Annotated in this window: 14 protein-coding genes and 1 pseudogene; 8 read left to right on the top strand and 7 right to left on the bottom strand. The window is 61.2% G+C overall.

The features are described from left to right. Positions 1–1,513: 1,513 nt before the first annotated feature. From ELY13_RS13765 to ELY13_RS13755, 3 genes are all read left to right on the top strand, one after another. Entirely contained in the window at positions 1,514–1,948 is a 435-nt protein-coding gene (locus ELY13_RS13765; protein WP_126174488.1) for a LexA family protein, read from the top strand. A 9-nt stretch (positions 1,949–1,957) separates the two neighbouring features. Further along, positions 1,958–3,220, top strand: a complete 1,263-nt coding sequence (locus tag ELY13_RS13760) for a Y-family DNA polymerase (protein WP_126174487.1) — start codon at positions 1,958–1,960, stop codon at positions 3,218–3,220. Positions 3,221–3,310: 90 nt separating this feature from the next. After that, positions 3,311–3,580, top strand: coding sequence for a WGR domain-containing protein (locus ELY13_RS13755; protein ID WP_241233721.1), 270 nt, complete (start codon positions 3,311–3,313; stop codon positions 3,578–3,580). 222 nt (positions 3,581–3,802) lie between these two features. Here the strand turns inward: ELY13_RS13755 and ELY13_RS13750 are convergent, their stop codons facing one another. Then, positions 3,803–4,225, bottom strand: coding sequence for an SRPBCC family protein (locus ELY13_RS13750; RefSeq protein ID WP_126174486.1), 423 nt, complete (start codon positions 4,223–4,225; stop codon positions 3,803–3,805). A 534-nt stretch (positions 4,226–4,759) separates the two neighbouring features. Between ELY13_RS13750 and ELY13_RS13745 the strand changes: the two genes are divergently transcribed. Then, a complete protein-coding gene (locus ELY13_RS13745) occupies positions 4,760–5,398 on the top strand; it encodes an SOS response-associated peptidase family protein (RefSeq protein ID WP_126174485.1) in 639 nt (212 codons plus the stop codon). A 483-nt stretch (positions 5,399–5,881) separates the two neighbouring features. Here the strand turns inward: ELY13_RS13745 and ELY13_RS13740 are convergent, their stop codons facing one another. The 3 genes from ELY13_RS13740 to ELY13_RS13730 form a co-directional block, all read right to left on the bottom strand. After that, entirely contained in the window at positions 5,882–6,277 is a 396-nt protein-coding gene (locus ELY13_RS13740; RefSeq protein WP_241233720.1) for a hypothetical protein, read from the bottom strand. A gap of 63 nt (positions 6,278–6,340) precedes the next feature. Continuing rightward, positions 6,341–6,829 (bottom strand): hypothetical protein, encoded by a 489-nt coding sequence (locus tag ELY13_RS13735; RefSeq protein WP_126174483.1) that lies wholly within the window; start codon positions 6,827–6,829, stop codon positions 6,341–6,343. Positions 6,830–6,915: 86 nt separating this feature from the next. Next, positions 6,916–7,224: a PadR family transcriptional regulator gene (locus ELY13_RS13730; RefSeq protein WP_126174482.1), complete on the bottom strand. Its 309-nt coding sequence runs from the start codon at positions 7,222–7,224 to the stop codon at positions 6,916–6,918. Between the two features lie 110 nt (positions 7,225–7,334). Here ELY13_RS13730 and ELY13_RS13725 point away from each other — a divergent pair, with 110 nt between their 5' ends. After that, positions 7,335–7,517, top strand: coding sequence for a hypothetical protein (locus ELY13_RS13725; RefSeq protein ID WP_126174481.1), 183 nt, complete (start codon positions 7,335–7,337; stop codon positions 7,515–7,517). A gap of 185 nt (positions 7,518–7,702) precedes the next feature. On the opposite strand, the gene ELY13_RS13720 is transcribed toward ELY13_RS13725, so the two are convergent. Further along, complete coding sequence (locus ELY13_RS13720; protein ID WP_241233722.1) at positions 7,703–8,611, bottom strand: alpha/beta hydrolase; 909 nt, start codon at positions 8,609–8,611, stop codon at positions 7,703–7,705. A gap of 407 nt (positions 8,612–9,018) precedes the next feature. Further along, positions 9,019–9,945: a class A beta-lactamase gene (gene bla, locus ELY13_RS13715; RefSeq protein ID WP_126174479.1), complete on the bottom strand. Its 927-nt coding sequence runs from the start codon at positions 9,943–9,945 to the stop codon at positions 9,019–9,021. A gap of 584 nt (positions 9,946–10,529) precedes the next feature. On the opposite strand from bla, the gene ELY13_RS13710 reads away from it, so the two are divergent. Beyond that, positions 10,530–11,798 (top strand): GGDEF domain-containing response regulator, encoded by a 1,269-nt coding sequence (locus ELY13_RS13710; RefSeq protein ID WP_241233719.1) that lies wholly within the window; start codon positions 10,530–10,532, stop codon positions 11,796–11,798. 368 nt (positions 11,799–12,166) lie between these two features. Further along, the gene (locus ELY13_RS15085; RefSeq protein ID WP_164549818.1) at positions 12,167–12,310 is read left to right on the top strand and encodes a hypothetical protein; all 144 of its coding nucleotides are present in this window, start codon (positions 12,167–12,169) and stop codon (positions 12,308–12,310) included. 33 nt (positions 12,311–12,343) lie between these two features. Here ELY13_RS15085 and ELY13_RS13705 read toward each other — a convergent pair whose 3' ends face one another. Next, a complete protein-coding gene (locus tag ELY13_RS13705; RefSeq protein ID WP_126174477.1) occupies positions 12,344–13,540 on the bottom strand; it encodes an IS256 family transposase in 1,197 nt (398 codons plus the stop codon). A gap of 98 nt (positions 13,541–13,638) precedes the next feature. Between ELY13_RS13705 and ELY13_RS13700 the strand changes: the two are divergent. Continuing rightward, positions 13,639–13,938: pseudogene (locus tag ELY13_RS13700) on the top strand (transposase domain-containing protein); the annotation flags it as partial. Between the last annotated feature and the right edge of the window lie 411 nt (positions 13,939–14,349).

Genomic DNA, 14,349 nt, shown 5'->3' with positions numbered 1-14,349 from the left:
GATCTCATCAACTTCACGCTGCCCGACACGGCGGGCGCAGAGGGATGGGAGCGGCTGATCGACACCAACGCCCCCGACGCAAGCGAGGAGCGCTTCGAGGTTGGATCGATGTACCAAGTGACTGGCCGCTCGGTGCTGCTGCTCCGTCTCGTTCAATCGGCCCAGGCTGAATAGTCGTCACGACTGCCTGACGGGTGGATGCGGGATTGGTCCAATCGCCGCATCCACTCGCAAGGACCTGCTTAAAGCTTCCTGCCATCGATCCATGGCAACTGCCTGAGTGGATGACCCACTTCCAGACGTCCAGCGCGACCGAAGCGCTCCCCAGAACCTGCCGTTCATTCATCCGGTCGGATGACTGCTTTGAGGAACACGGTTCCTGCGGCTGAACGGCTTTATCTGGGTGGAAAGCTGCCGCTGCGCCCGTTCATTCATTGCGGTCAAAAGGGTCAAGTTGAACGCCGATCCACAGCCCCCGATTCCTCGCCCTCTCGATGACACAACCCAATGACGGGTTGTTTTCGCGCACAAGCGGAATTCGGGTTGCGTCTGCCTGATCTGAGCCAACGCCGGGGACCATCTCGAATGAGCGAGCACCACAATCCTGCGCAATCTCAGCACCTCGCCAAATGGCAGCAGTTTGCCCATCACGAAGCGACTGCCCTTGCTCTGCGACCCTTAGAGACCAACCCTGCTCTTGCGGCGGGCTTCGCAGAGCCAATGCAGCGCCTACAGCAGCGATGGCACTGCACGCCACGCCAGCAGCAAACCACACGAGGCGCTCTCGCTTCATGGGACCAGTAAACAGCGCAACGCGAACGTCCGCAATTGGGGCGTGAGCTGCCTGGCGGCTTTCGGGGCGACTCCGCCGGGAAGCAGACATTGCATCCGGCGTTGGATCGACGTCCGGTTTCCTGCTCCGAAGATCCGAAACCTGCCTGTCGCTAAACGCCCCACTTCCGGTCATTCCCTAGTATGCTATCGAGCCATATGCCTGTCGCATCGCCGCCAGTTCCGCCAAAAACTCCTGCACCCCTTCGGGAAGGCGAGTGCGAGTTTATCAAGGATGCGGTGGCGCGCTTTTTTGAAGGCGACGCGGTCGTTCGGAACTTCGGGCCAGATCCGAAGCGCTTGGAACTCCACGTCGAAACTGACGCAGACACTGATATGCGGAGGTATGAGTGCCTAGGTGTGCTGCTCACCCGAATTGATCGACAGATCAGCCTCGAAGTCACGAAGCGCGGCGCTAAAGCGCGTGGAAGTGCCAAGTTGGCATACCGCCAAGGTGTGATCCTCTAGGTGTTTAGTCATACAAAGCAATCGAGCCGGCTTCTGGCGCAACCTGAAAGCGGTCGTTCAATCCGAAGGCGTGCCGCTGGACGACCGTGACCGGACGCTTACAGCGTCGTACGGTTCACGGTAGTTGCTAGCGCTTCCAATTAGGCCTGTGGGAAACCCGGTGTTCCCTTAACGTTCTCGCCTTGCTAAATGGCTGAACAAAGGGGTCATATCGATGCTGCTGCCAATTATGCAGCCGGTCCCGCTCGCCGATCTGCCAAGCGGGATACAAGTCCGCATTATCGGTGCAGCCGGAGCTGGCTTTCCATCTCCCGCCCAAGACTGGGAGGACGACGCCATCAGCCTGATCGAGCTACTGCGCCTCGATCGGGCTGCGAGCTTCGTGTTCCGCATCAGCGGCGGCAGCATGGTCGATGCAGGCATCTACGACAATGACGTGGTGGTGGTCGATCGCGACACGCGGCCGGCCGACGGGCATATCGTGATTGCAATCGTCGATGGTGGCTTCGTGTGCCGCCAACTCTGCCGCCGCCAGGGTCAGACCTGGCTTGAGGCGCGCAATGCCCACCAGCGCTACGCGCCGACCGCGGCCGAGGGGATTGAGATCTGGGGCGTGGTCCGCACCGGCGTGCGCGACTACCGCCGCTAGGGAACAGCCATGTCCTGGGCGATCGTCGACATTTCTAACTTCTATGTTTCAGCCGAACGGCTGTTCGATCCGTCGCTGCACGGCGTTCCGGTCATCGTTTTGTCGAACAACGATGGCTGTGCGATCGCCCGCAGTGAAGAGGCCAAGGCGCTGCACGTCCGCATGGGCGATCCGGTGTTCAAGATGCGTGACCGCATCCGTCGGCACGGAATCCAGATGAGGTCGTCCAATTACGAACTCTATGCGGACCTCAACCGGCGCTTCAACGCCGTGATCGGAGAGCACTCCGGCACGACCGAAATTTACTCCATCGACGAATCGTTTTTCCGGCTACCCGTCCTACCCAGCGGGCTCGGCGACGTGGCTACCGCGCACCAGGTTCGCGCCGATATCCTCCGCCAGGTCGGTCTGCCGACGCGGATTGGGCTTGGACCGACCCGCACATTGTCCAAGGTCGCGAATGCGCTCGCGAAGGCCAGCGAGAAGGTCTGGAATGGGGTGGTCGATCTGCATGACGAGGATCTGCGCCGTCGCCTCTTTCAGGTATGGCCAGTGGGTGAGGTATGGGGGATTGGTAAGGCTCTCGAGGCCCGTCTTAGGCCACTTGGAGTGAGGACAGCCGCTGAGCTTGCCGCGCTCCCCCCAGCTACTGCGCGCGACGTCGGAACGGTGGTTCTGGAGCGTTTGGTGCGTGAGTTGAACGGCATAGAGTGCGACGACTTCCAGGTCGAACCCGAGGCCCTGAAGAACACGGCCGTGACCCGTCAGTTTGGAGAGCCGGTCCGCGACCTTGAGGAGCTGCGCCAAGCAATGGCTCGACGCGCAGCGCGTGCAACCGAGAAGATCCGCGCGCAGGATCTCGTCGCCACCCGGATGATTGCTTTCGTCCAGGGTTCGCGCTTCCATCGCGATCCGCCCTCGCAATCGCGCTCTGTGCGCTTGTCTCCGCCGACGAGTGACCCACGTGCGATTGTGGGCTTGGCCGGGCGCATGGTCGAGGCGATGTTCGAGCCCGGCAAGGTCTACACGAAATGCGGCGTTTTGCTCGAGGAGCTGGTGCCGTCGGGCAAAGCGCAGACGGACTTGTTTGCTGTCGAAGATCCGCGCGCGCCTGCGCTGCTGGCTGCAATGGACGGTCTAAACGCGCGGTTCGGCCGCGACACGCTTACCCTCGCCTCCCAGGGATTTGGCCAGCAGGGTTTCGACACGAAGCGCGCCATGAAAAGCCCGTCTTGGACTACGCGGCTCAGCGACATTCCGGTTGCGCGTTAAGGCCGGTGATCGATCTCTTGAATCACCGATCGATGATCGATTCAGAAACCGCGTTGGCGCCGCCGCTGTCGATCAGGGAAAGGCTGGCCCGTGGGTGACGATGACGAGCTTCGGGAGCACTGGCGGGCGATTGACAGCTCGCGCAATATCGCGCGGGATTATGAGCTGATGATAACCACTGATCTGTTTGGATGGACGATGGTCGAGCGGCGCTGGGGTCGCATCGGTACAGCGGGGCAGGTTAGCCGCAGCAGCTTCTCCGACCGAGGTGGGGCAGCCCGCATGATCGCCTCTATTCGCCGGCGGCGGGAGTCTGGACAGCGGCGGATCGGCACCGAGTATATCCGTATACAGGTATAGTACTGAGGGTTTCGCCTCCGCGTGGTTGGTTGGCGGTGTGGTGGTGGCTACCAACCTGACTCTTATCGGCATCGGCGCACGCGCCGGCTCAACGCCTGAGATTGGCGTGAAACGGACGGTAGAATACTGTGAGTATAGCGGTCAGCTATAGGGTCGCCCACGGGTCAGGCCCCGGGCCGGCGAGCACGAGGCTTGCCGAACCGAGGCCTGCCAGGTCTAAGTCTAGACAGAAGGAGCTTTCGTCCCAGCTCCGCTCTCAAGAAGCTGCTTCAGACGCGCCAGATCGCCTCGGACCAGCTGGATGTCACCGGAGAATTTCTCGTCCGACCAGGACGCGTGCTGGAAGAGAGTGAAAGAGAACAGGCTGCCGTCGCCGTTAGGAACGACCCGGATCGGGTTGTAGAACTCCTCCCCGGTCGGCGAGATTACCCAGTGGTCCAACACACCGAGCGTGTTCGGCTCGGAGAAGCGGATTTGGTACGGCCCCTCGGGGGTGGCTACGACCCAGCCATCCTGAGTGCGGCTGATTGCGTCTCCGAAGTTGGGCGCCCATCGTGCGATGTTCTCAGGATCAGCGACGAAGTCGTGCACCGCCTCCGCGGAGGCCCCGATCACGACGTGAATGATTTCGGCAGTTTTGGTCATGAACGCGTTCCCTTATGCCCCGACACCAATGACGGGGTTCAAGGCCGCGGGTCATGACGCGTGCGTCAGACAGAGACCCCCGAGGGGGCGACTGGGCTAACCTTTACCAGTCCGCCTTTTTCGACGCGGGATGCTTAGCCGCACGGGCTCCGCACTGCAACCGCCAGCAGCTGCCCGGGCTTGCTGCAGCCACCGGACGCGCCAGGGCCGGCTGATTGACCGAGTCCGCCTCCGCGCGCGAGATCTGCAGGCAGCCAAGACCTTTATCGGGCGATCCTTGCTGTACTTGCAGGCGGAAGTGATTGGCCAAGTGCGACCCCGGGTGTTACCAACCTCGGCCAGCGGCAGCTTCCTCTTTAAGGGCTTGCCTCCCGCCGACGTGGATGCGACACGCCGCACCCTCGCTGAAGTCGCCCGCAGGGCCCAAGTAAAGCTTGCCAGCGCTCGATGTGAGCCATGTTGGATGCGATCGCCAGTTGGTCGCCCGGCACTTACCTGTGGCGCCACACCGGTGCGATCAAGTAGATCGGCAGCATGTGTAACCGAGCGCGATACCGCGGAGAACCCGAGACCCTGTTTGGCGCCGCCAACCAGCTGTTCTCCGAACGACCGCGTGACAATCGTTTCAACCCGCAGGAGCTTCGCCCCAAAGGGCGCAGCTATGTCATCCGCGAACAGGATGGCGAGCGTCGCGCGTGGGACGTGATGACTTGGGATGTGCTCGGTGGTCAGGCGTCTTGGCCCATGACGAACGTGCGCCAGCTGCACCTGCCGCAATGGCGAAAGCTGGCCGAGAAGCCCGAGAACCGCTGTCTCATTCCTCTAACGGAGTTCGCCGAGTTCACGCCGGACAAGCATGATCTTGGAGATGGAAAGCCACCCTTGAAGGGCGAAATGTGGTTCTCGGTTACCGATCAGCCCGTGTTCGCGGTGGCCGGGTTCTGGCAGCCGACTAAGGACGGCGGCGGTTTCGCCATGGTGACGTGTGATGCAAATGAGCTGGTCGCACCGATCCATCCTAAAGCGATGATTACGATCCTGCGTCCGGAGGATTGCGACACCTGGCTACGCGGTAGCTACCAGGAGATCCGGGAACTGCAGCGGCCGTACGATGCCGGCATGATGACGGTGCGCGGTCCGGTATTTCCGACCAGGCAACCGGCGAGCGGCTAGCCAGAGCCCTTTGCTCTCATCAGCATATAGGCCGCACCCGCAAGAAACCCGAGGGCGACGCCGTAGCTGATGGCATCCAGTAGAAGTCCGAGTACAACGCCAATTAAGAGACCAACTCCGATGTAAGCGTTGGCCCTCTTCGATTTCATATCGCCAGCCCTTCGTTGTCTGCACAGGCGGTTCGCGGATCCACCGTCTATGGCTAGCGACCGCGCAAGCCAACCGCCTTGCGTGGATGTGGTGAGCGGCTTCTTTCCCGCGTCTCAGAGTGAGCTTGATTGGCACTCGGAGTAAGCGTCCGCCCAAGGCCGTCCAGCAATACACACGCTGACGCAACGACCGCTTTCGGGCTGCGTTCAGAGCCCGCCTAGTGGCGAGGGCTGGGTGGAGAGCTGCCGGTCCGCTTTCGGGAGGTAGGTGGTCAAAGCTGCCGTCCCTAAAAAGGATGGTTTGCTGGGAAGTAAGTTGACCGGCCGCGATCGGCTAGATCGACGGCAAAGATGTGTGCGAACGGAGGCTGGGCCAGGCCAGCCACGTCCCAACTGCGTAGGTCACGCCGTAGCAGAGAACGACGAGGGAACTGACGATCGCGAAGGAATCCACCAGCTGCGGCTTGAGCGTGAGTAGCGGGATGACTGCCAGTCCGCGAAGCATGTACACGCTGGTGATGCAAACCAGCGCAGTTCGCACCAACGGCAGACGCCGAACGAGGCCTGCGGCGGAGAACGCGTACAACGCCCAGACACCCAGGACTGTCGCGATTGCAGCGGTGACCAAGCCAGGCATTGCTGAGCCGCGCTCGGCAGCCCGCGCGAGCTCTTCTCCGGCTCCGAAGAACCGATACCAATCCGGCCCACCGACGATGGTGGCAAAGTGCAACAATGATGCAGCGCTGCTCAAGAGCCCTGCTGTGACCAGCCAGCCATTTCTCATTGCTTCAACTCACGTGCGCTTGACGGTGGAGAGCGTCTCGACGCGAAGACTGAAGATGCTGCCCGCCAGAACGGCAGCCCAGATGACCACCCCTTCGATCGCGAGCGCCTGATACAGCCGTCCATCGGCCCACGCGCCGGCCATGCGTATTTCATGTGACAAGAAGACATAGGTCAAGATGTAGAGGGGGATCAGCGAGCAGGCGGTTTGCACCAGAGCCATCGGCCTCCGTAAGTAGCTGCACCCTGCCGCTGCTCCGAAAAGAGCGGAAGTCAGGCCGAAAACCATCGCGCTCGACGCATTGGCGTCAATCATCCGTCCGGTTGTCACGGCCCCCAGGAAAGAAAGGGCGAGCATTCCAGCGATCGTGGCGAACCGTACGGATCGGGCGGCGAAGGCCATGGTGAACGTCCTCTCCTTGATCGAACCCCAGACGCATCCAATGGCGAAAGAGAGCGCGGCATTCCCGTTCTCTATAGCATCCACTTCGGCCTTCATCGCGGCAGCCCACGAAGTGCGATCGGACGGGAGCAGCGCAGCACACCAGCCGATGAGCGTGGCCGCCAGAGAGCGACTGAAGGCATTCATGCCGTTGCTCCGATCAGATAGGGTCCGCGGGTATCCGCGGCGGCGAGCAGCGACCGGGCAAAGGCGCGACCTGCGGGTGTGAGCCGGTATGCATGGCGAGGAGCACGGGCCGGGGGAACGGGTGAATGCCACTCGGATTCGAGCAGCCCGCCATCAGCCAGCCGCATCAGCAGCGGATAGAGCGTCCCGGATTTGAGCTGCGTCTCCTGAAGCAGGTCATAGCCATGCCGCCATGCCTCCGGGCGCGCGATCAGCGCTTCCAGAACAGCACGAGCTTGTTTTGATGAGTGAGGCCGTCGTGACATCACGCATTATCTACCTACGTAGACTATGGCAGTCAACGGGATTAGTCGCTGCATTCGAGAAGGAGGCTTTGCCGAAACCTCTCCCTATCGAGTTTTCCAGACTTGGCCTGTTGGACGTGAAGCTGCGGGACTGCGGCGGCATGCTTAAACAACCGGTTCTGCGGGCGGCTGCTGAATGGCAGGTGCCGGTCAGGAATACGGCCAAGCCGCAAATCGGCTTCCAGGTGAGCTTGGCCAGGCCCAGCATGGCTGCACGTGGGTGGTTTGGTGACGGACTGCTTTCGGATGGGTGAGCTCATTAGCCGCCGCTGAGGGCAATCAGCGGAGGCGGCGGCTATCAACCTGACCACCATCGTTCCCGCGATTGCGCAAAAGCAACTCTCGAAGCAAGCCGCGGTTTACGCCTCGCGAACTTGTCGGTCGCGTTAGCGCCAGCTCTCGGAATTTGCGAGGTGCCTGGCTTCGCTGGTAGGGGACATCATGGCTTGAGATATGTCCACTGCATGCCGTTGATGAGCCCAATTGGGAAGGTAGTCTCGTGAAAGCTGCCCTGCACGACCTCAGCCTTCAGCTGCAATCCCGCGTAGTCTCGATCTGCCAACGCCTTCGTGAGGGTCCGCTGATCAGCGACCATGTCGTTCTCGCATCCGGCGCAACCGTCGGCGCCTGGATGCTCGCGTGAGCCCGTTGCGAGGTAGATCCGAGCCTTCAGATCCTTGTGCGCGGCAGCATAGGCCGCTTCGGTCTTGAGGATCGAACGATCCGCGAACCAGATGGACGGGCTCGTCAGGATATAGGTCTTGAACAGCTGCGGCTCGGTCAGGGCGACCCAGAGACCGAAAACACCGCCGTAGGACTGCCCGGCCAGCGCCCGCTCACGACCGTCGATCCGATAGCGACTCTCGACCAGCGGCATGGCCTCGCTCTTCAGGAAGGCAAGGAAGGCGGGGCCGCCGCCGGTCGTTCCGGCTACGGCCGGGCTAACCCACGGGGTCAAGTCCCGCCGACGGCTGTCGGCCGGGACTTCGCCAAGGGCCCATGATAGGCCCACGATGATGAAGGGGTTGAAACGGTCCTGGCTGAACGGCACTCGAGACACACCGGACGCGACCTGAAAGGTGTACGGACCGTCCGTCAGGTAGATCACCGGATAGCGCCGCCCAGCGTTCTCGGGCTTATCATAACCCGGCGGCGTCTTGACGAAGATCTCGTAGTCGCGGCCGAGAATCTTGGACCGGATAGGCAGGACAGCGCTATTCTCGATCGTGAACGGCGCAGCGCCTGCCTGCGTCGAGAGTGACGAGTCTGTCGAGCCGGCCTCTCGTCCGTCGGCGGTCGCTTCTCGGTGGCTCCTGCTATCGCAGCCGCTCATGAGCGCGATGCTCATCGCCAAGGACGCACGCATCGCGATCAAATTCATTTACCCCCCCGACCAAGATCAAGCCGGTGGCGGAACGATAAGCATCATTCCACGTCCAGCGACGCCGGAGCACACGATCTATCGGGCGCTCCTCCCGCTCGTCCTCGTTGTAAACTCGGCGGACGAGACGAGCCTATAGACGCTGGATCGTTCCGGTTCCAATCGGCGCGTCATTATTTCATCTTGCCCTCACGCCGCTTCACCGATGAGCAAACGCCGGAGGAGCGCAACCTCATACCGCCGGAGCAAAAAGCGGGAGCTGACCGCGGAGCTGGTAGGCATGTCCGTATGCAGATCGTAGAGGAGCCAAGCAAAATGGCGTCCACATGAAGCGCGGCAGGGTTCGGAGCCGAGCGCTACATTATTTGCACACCTCAGGTTCTCAGCACGCTCGCTGTGGCAATTCGCCCGACGGCCGCAAGCACGGCAACAGCATGTGGATCCATAGGTTCAGCAGGTCGCGTTGGTTCGAAGTAAGCGGTGACGACCACCGGCGGGCGCCCGGGTGGCTCACCATAAGCGAGATCGACATAGACGTGCTTCGTTTCGCCAACACCGGTACCCGTCTTGTCACCGGAAGCCCAGTTAAGCGGAAAGCCCGAGCGAATGCGGCCTTGGCCGGTCTTCACCTGTGCCATCCAGTTCTTGAGTACAGCCCGGCTCCCATGAGTAAGCACATCGCCGTAAACCAGCCTGGCCGTGGTTCTGGCCATTGCAGCGGGTGTCGTAGTGTCAAGTTCGGTTCCGGGTGGGGTCACGTTCAACTCGGGTTCGTATCGATCAAGCCGGCTGTCCAAGTCGCCGATCGAGCGCCAAAATGCGGTGAGTTCCGCAGGTCCTCCGAACCGACGCAGCAACACGTTGGCAGCGGTATTGTCGCTGGTGACGAGCGTCGCTCTTGCCAGCTCCCTTACTGAAAGGCCCGTGTTCAAGTTCGCTTGAGTGACCGGACTGACGAAGAGCATGTCATCTTTTGTCCAGCGAAGAACTTCATCGAGATTGATCTGGCCGGCATCAGCCTTTGAAAGCATCATGGCGGCGAGCGACATCTTGAACGAGCTGGCGTGGGTAAAACGCTCGTCCGCTCGCCAGCCAAATGCCGTTCCGTCGGCAAGATCTAGAATATAGGCTCCGAGACGGCCGTTCGCGCTCTCTTCGAGGGCGCGAAGTTCTGCGATCGCGGCAGCGTCTGGTGAAGCAATCCGGGAGCGTGACACACAGCTCGCCAGTAGCAAGGCGGACCCGCTAATCAGGATCGTTCGACGGTTCAGCCCGGAGGGTGCGCCATATAGGATCTTCATACCTGCGGAATATCATGGACGAGCAGCGATGCGAGGAAAACTACCGCAAAGGTTGTTCGGCTAGGCGCCGGACCCGCGTCTGGCGCGAACGTCCGGTTTAGCGCGATCATGAATGCACGCGGACGTCCGCAGTTGGGGCGTGAGCTGCCTGGCGGCTTTTGAGTCGAAGCCGCAGGAAAGCAGACGTTGCATCCATCGCCTGCCCGACGTCCGCTTTCCTGCTCCAACGATCCGGAACCTACCTGACCCCAAGCGCCCCCACATTTGGACGCTCAGGTGAAAGTCCGAGTTCCCGAAAGGAGCCGCTCGGCCAGGGTGATCTGCCCGCTTCTTCATCTCCGAGCCGCTCTCGAAGCGCTCCAGCGCAAACGCGTTGATCGTGGGATCAACTGTAGGACGCGCATGCAAGCGCATCCTGCCGCTAATTGATTTCGTGCCTCCGACCGCGTCGACACGCCAACTGCTTTCGGCGTCCTATATATAGTTGGATGGAAGAAGGTGCGCTGCACCCGACGGAGCGGTGATCATCTATGAGTGTTTATCGGCAGGCTGACCGGCGAGCTCAGAGATCAAGCCCCGCAAGCATGGCCCAAAGCATCTTTATCATTGAGGATTCGACCGCGCTCAGCCGGCTGCTATTGTCCCGCATAGCTGAGCATAGTTCCGCCGAGGTGCAGTGCTTCCAAACCTATCTCGAGGCGCGTGAGGCCCTTGCAGCCCATAGGCCTCTGCTCGCTGTTGCGGGGTTAAATCTGCCCGACGCTCCGGATGGTGAGATACTGGACCTGCTAGCGTCCAACGATGTGCCGACAATCCTGTATACAGCCAGCCTTACGCGAAGCATACGCGAACGTTTTTGTTCTCCCAATATCGTTGATTACTACATCAAGAACGCACCGGATGCGGTGGACAACATCGTCCAGACCATCGTACGGGTGACCGAGGACGCAGCAACTCCCGTGCTGATCGTCGATGACATGCCCAGCGCTCGCCACGAGCTCGCTGGCATCCTCAAGAAGCAAAACTACCGCATACTGGAGGCAAGTTCGGGCGCGGAAGCGCTTGCGCTGTTGGCAAAGAACGAAGCCGTCGAGCTGGTCGTCACGGATTACAACATGCCCGACATGGACGGCTACGCGTTGACGCGTGAAATTCGGTCACGCTACTGCGCAGACAGGGTGCGCGTGATTGGTATTTCAGCCTCATCCGACCCTCACTTGTCGGTATCGTTCCTAAGGGCGGGAGCATCCGACTTTATCTATCGCCCATTCATTCCTGAAGAGGTACAATGTCGGATCGTCGGCAATGTCCAGATGCTGGAGCATATCCGCCATCTGCGCTTCCTAGCAGAGCGCGACCCCCTTACAGGGCTGTATAATCGCCGGGCGTTCTTCGAGCAGGCGCATGGGAACCTGGACGAGATGCGTGAGCATCAGGGCGAAGGATCCGTCGCCATTCTCGACATCGACCATTTCAAGAAGGTTAACGACACGTACGGCCACGATACGGGAGATTCAGTGATCAGGGCGGTGGCCAAGGTTCTTCTCGACATCGCGGAGCGTGAGCGGCTGATTACAGCGCGCTTTGGCGGCGAAGAATTCGTGACCCTTTTCCCCGGATGCGACTGCGATACGGTACACCGACTCTGCGAAGAGATACGCGAGCAGATCGCGGCCCTTTCTATCCCCTACAATGACACCGTCTTTAGCATCACTGCCTCGTTGGGCGTCGCGATGGTCCAGCACGAGGAAGGGATCGACAACAACCTTAATGCTGCCGACCAGATGCTGTACATGGCAAAGAATAACGGCCGTAATCGTGTGATGTACGATGCAGTTTTTTGTGCTTCCTGAGCTGAGCCACGCTCCAAAACGCTGCGCTGCTGAACTAAGAACGGCTGAACACGCCCTTTTTTTCCATAATGATCGTGCAGGCCGGACGAAAGGTCGCCAGGGCGGCGAGGGCAGTGGCCGAGCGCGGCCGTCCCTTGCGCATTGACGGTTCTGCGGGCGTCAACGCTTCGCGCGCTCTGCCTGCGCCGAGGCACGGCATCATCGGTCCTCGTCACGCGGCGCCTTCGCGCCTGGCGCCCCCGTCTGCCGGCTTGCGGCAACCATCAGCTGCGTGGCAGCTATCGTCCTGATTGTGTTGAAAAGCTTCCGCTTGCAGTCGCGGTGAAGTCCTGATTCACTGTTCGCGAGCAGGCGGAGACGAGCCGATGATGGGTGAGCGAACGGTGGCGCAGGAGGCGCTGTTCTACAGCTTCAACCTTGAGCGGCACGTTCCGGCAGATTATCTGCTGCGCTTAATCGACCGGTTCGTCGATCTGTCCAGCATTCGGGTCGTGCCCCACGGGGTGGTGTAGGAGCCGTCGATCCACGGCAGGATCGGGTCCGGATCAGGCTGCCAGAGGTGGCAGGCTGACGGTGTGATTATGGCTCAGCGAGCCAAGGGTTTCCAGCGTCATGTAGCGGCGTGATACCGCCCACTCGTCATTCTGTTCCAGCATCAACGCGCCGACCAGGCGGATGGCGGCAGCATCGTTAGGGAAGATGCCCACGACGTCGGCCCTTCGCTTGATCTCCTTGTTCACCCTTTCCAGCGGGTTGGTCGAGGCGATCTGTGCCCAGTGCTCCTTCGGGAAGGTCACGTAGGCGAGCACTTCTTCGCGTGAAGCGTCCATCATGTCGGCCAGTTTCGGGAACTTCTTGCGCAGGGCATCGGCGACCTGTTCCCACTGCTGGTGAGCTGCCTCGGCGGTTTCCTGCGCGAAGATCGTCTTGATCATGGCTATGACGGCGGGCCGCTGCTTCGGTGCGGCATGGGCCAGCGCGTTGCGCATCCAGTGCACGCGGCAGCGTTGCTGGCCGGCATTGAATACTTTCGATGCCGCCGCCCGCAAGCCCTTGTGATCGTCGGCAATGACCAGCTTCACGCCGCGTAAGCCTCGGTCGGCCAGCGAACGCAGGAAGCCCTTCCAGAAGAGCTCGGCTTCCGAAGGGCCTGTGGCGACGCCCAGCACTTCGCGTCGGCCATCGGTGTTGACGCCGACAGCGATTATCGTCGCCGTCGAGACGATCCGTCCGCCCTCGCGTGCCTTCAGGTAGGTCGCGTCGATCCACAGGTAGGGCCACTCGCCCTCGATAGGCCGCGTGAGAAAGGCGTTCACCCGCTCGTCGATCTCGGTAACCAGACGGCTGACCTGGCTCTTCGACACGCCGCTGGCGCCCATTGCCTTGACCAGATCATCAACCGAGCGGGTCGAGACGCCATGGACATAGGCCTCCTGGAATACCGCCGCCAAAGCCTTCTCGGCGGTGCGGCGCGGCTCCAGGAAGGTCGGGAAGTAGCTGCCCTTGCGCAGCTTGGGGATCGCCAGCTCGATCCGCCCGGCACGGGTATCCCAACCCCGTTCCCGATAACCATTGCGGTGGTTCAGCCGCGCCGGACTGCGGCTGCCAGCAGGCGCACCGGTCTTCGCCTCGATCTCCAGATCCATCATGCGCTCGGCCGCAAAAGCCAGCATCTCACGCACCAGATCGCTGCAAGCCCCTTGCTCGATCAGATCGATCAGAGCCATTCTGTCGTCGGTCATCGTCTTCTTCTCCAGGTTCGAGTTCGCATCCGAACCCTACCAGAAGATCGACGGTGGCCACCCAGTCAGGGAAACCTTCCTACACCACCCCGTGGGACACGACCTTCCTCGGCGATGGCCGGATCTGCCTGACGAACAACGCTGCGGAACGCGAGCTGCGCAGTGTGGCCCGGGGCAGAAAGGCCTGGCTGTTTGTCGGGTCAGACCGGGGCGGTGAACGGGCGGCAATGATGTTCAGCCTGATCGGCACGGCCAAACTGAACGGCATCGATCCGCTGGCTTGGCTTGCCGACGTACTCGCCCGCATCGCCGATATGCCGCAAAGCCGGCTCGAAGAACTCCTTCCTTGGAACTGGAAAGCCGCGCAACAAGCAGAACGCAGCGAAATGGCTGCCTGAGCTTCACAGCGAAACTGCTTCGTCAACGCGCCACCTATCGGATGCGTACGCCATGACCGGTGAATCACTTATTACAATGACCGCCGCCCGCACGCAGGCCTCGGCGGGCAGACCCCGGCAGAGGTCTACGAGCGGCTCGGCGAACCAGATCATGGGAGGCATGCCCCCCATGATCTGGTGACCAGACTCGCGGCATAACGACACAAGGGATGAGCTTAACTTCGCCGCCAACCTGTCCAAAGAAGCGAGACCACCTCACTGGGCGGCATCAGCCCGCTCGCGTTCGAAGGGAAGGTGGCATAATGAACAGGTAACCGGCACAAAGCGTGACAAGTCTGACATCGTTCACCACCAGAGCCGGGTATCTCAGATAACGAGCCGAAATAGCTGAGTGAGCTCTCGGTTCCACTC

Origin of the sequence: Altericroceibacterium xinjiangense (genome assembly GCF_003958635.1) — a bacterium.
GTDB classification, from domain to species: Bacteria; Pseudomonadota; Alphaproteobacteria; order Sphingomonadales; family Sphingomonadaceae; genus Altericroceibacterium_A; species Altericroceibacterium_A xinjiangense.
This window is presented reverse-complemented; position numbering and strand designations above follow the sequence as displayed.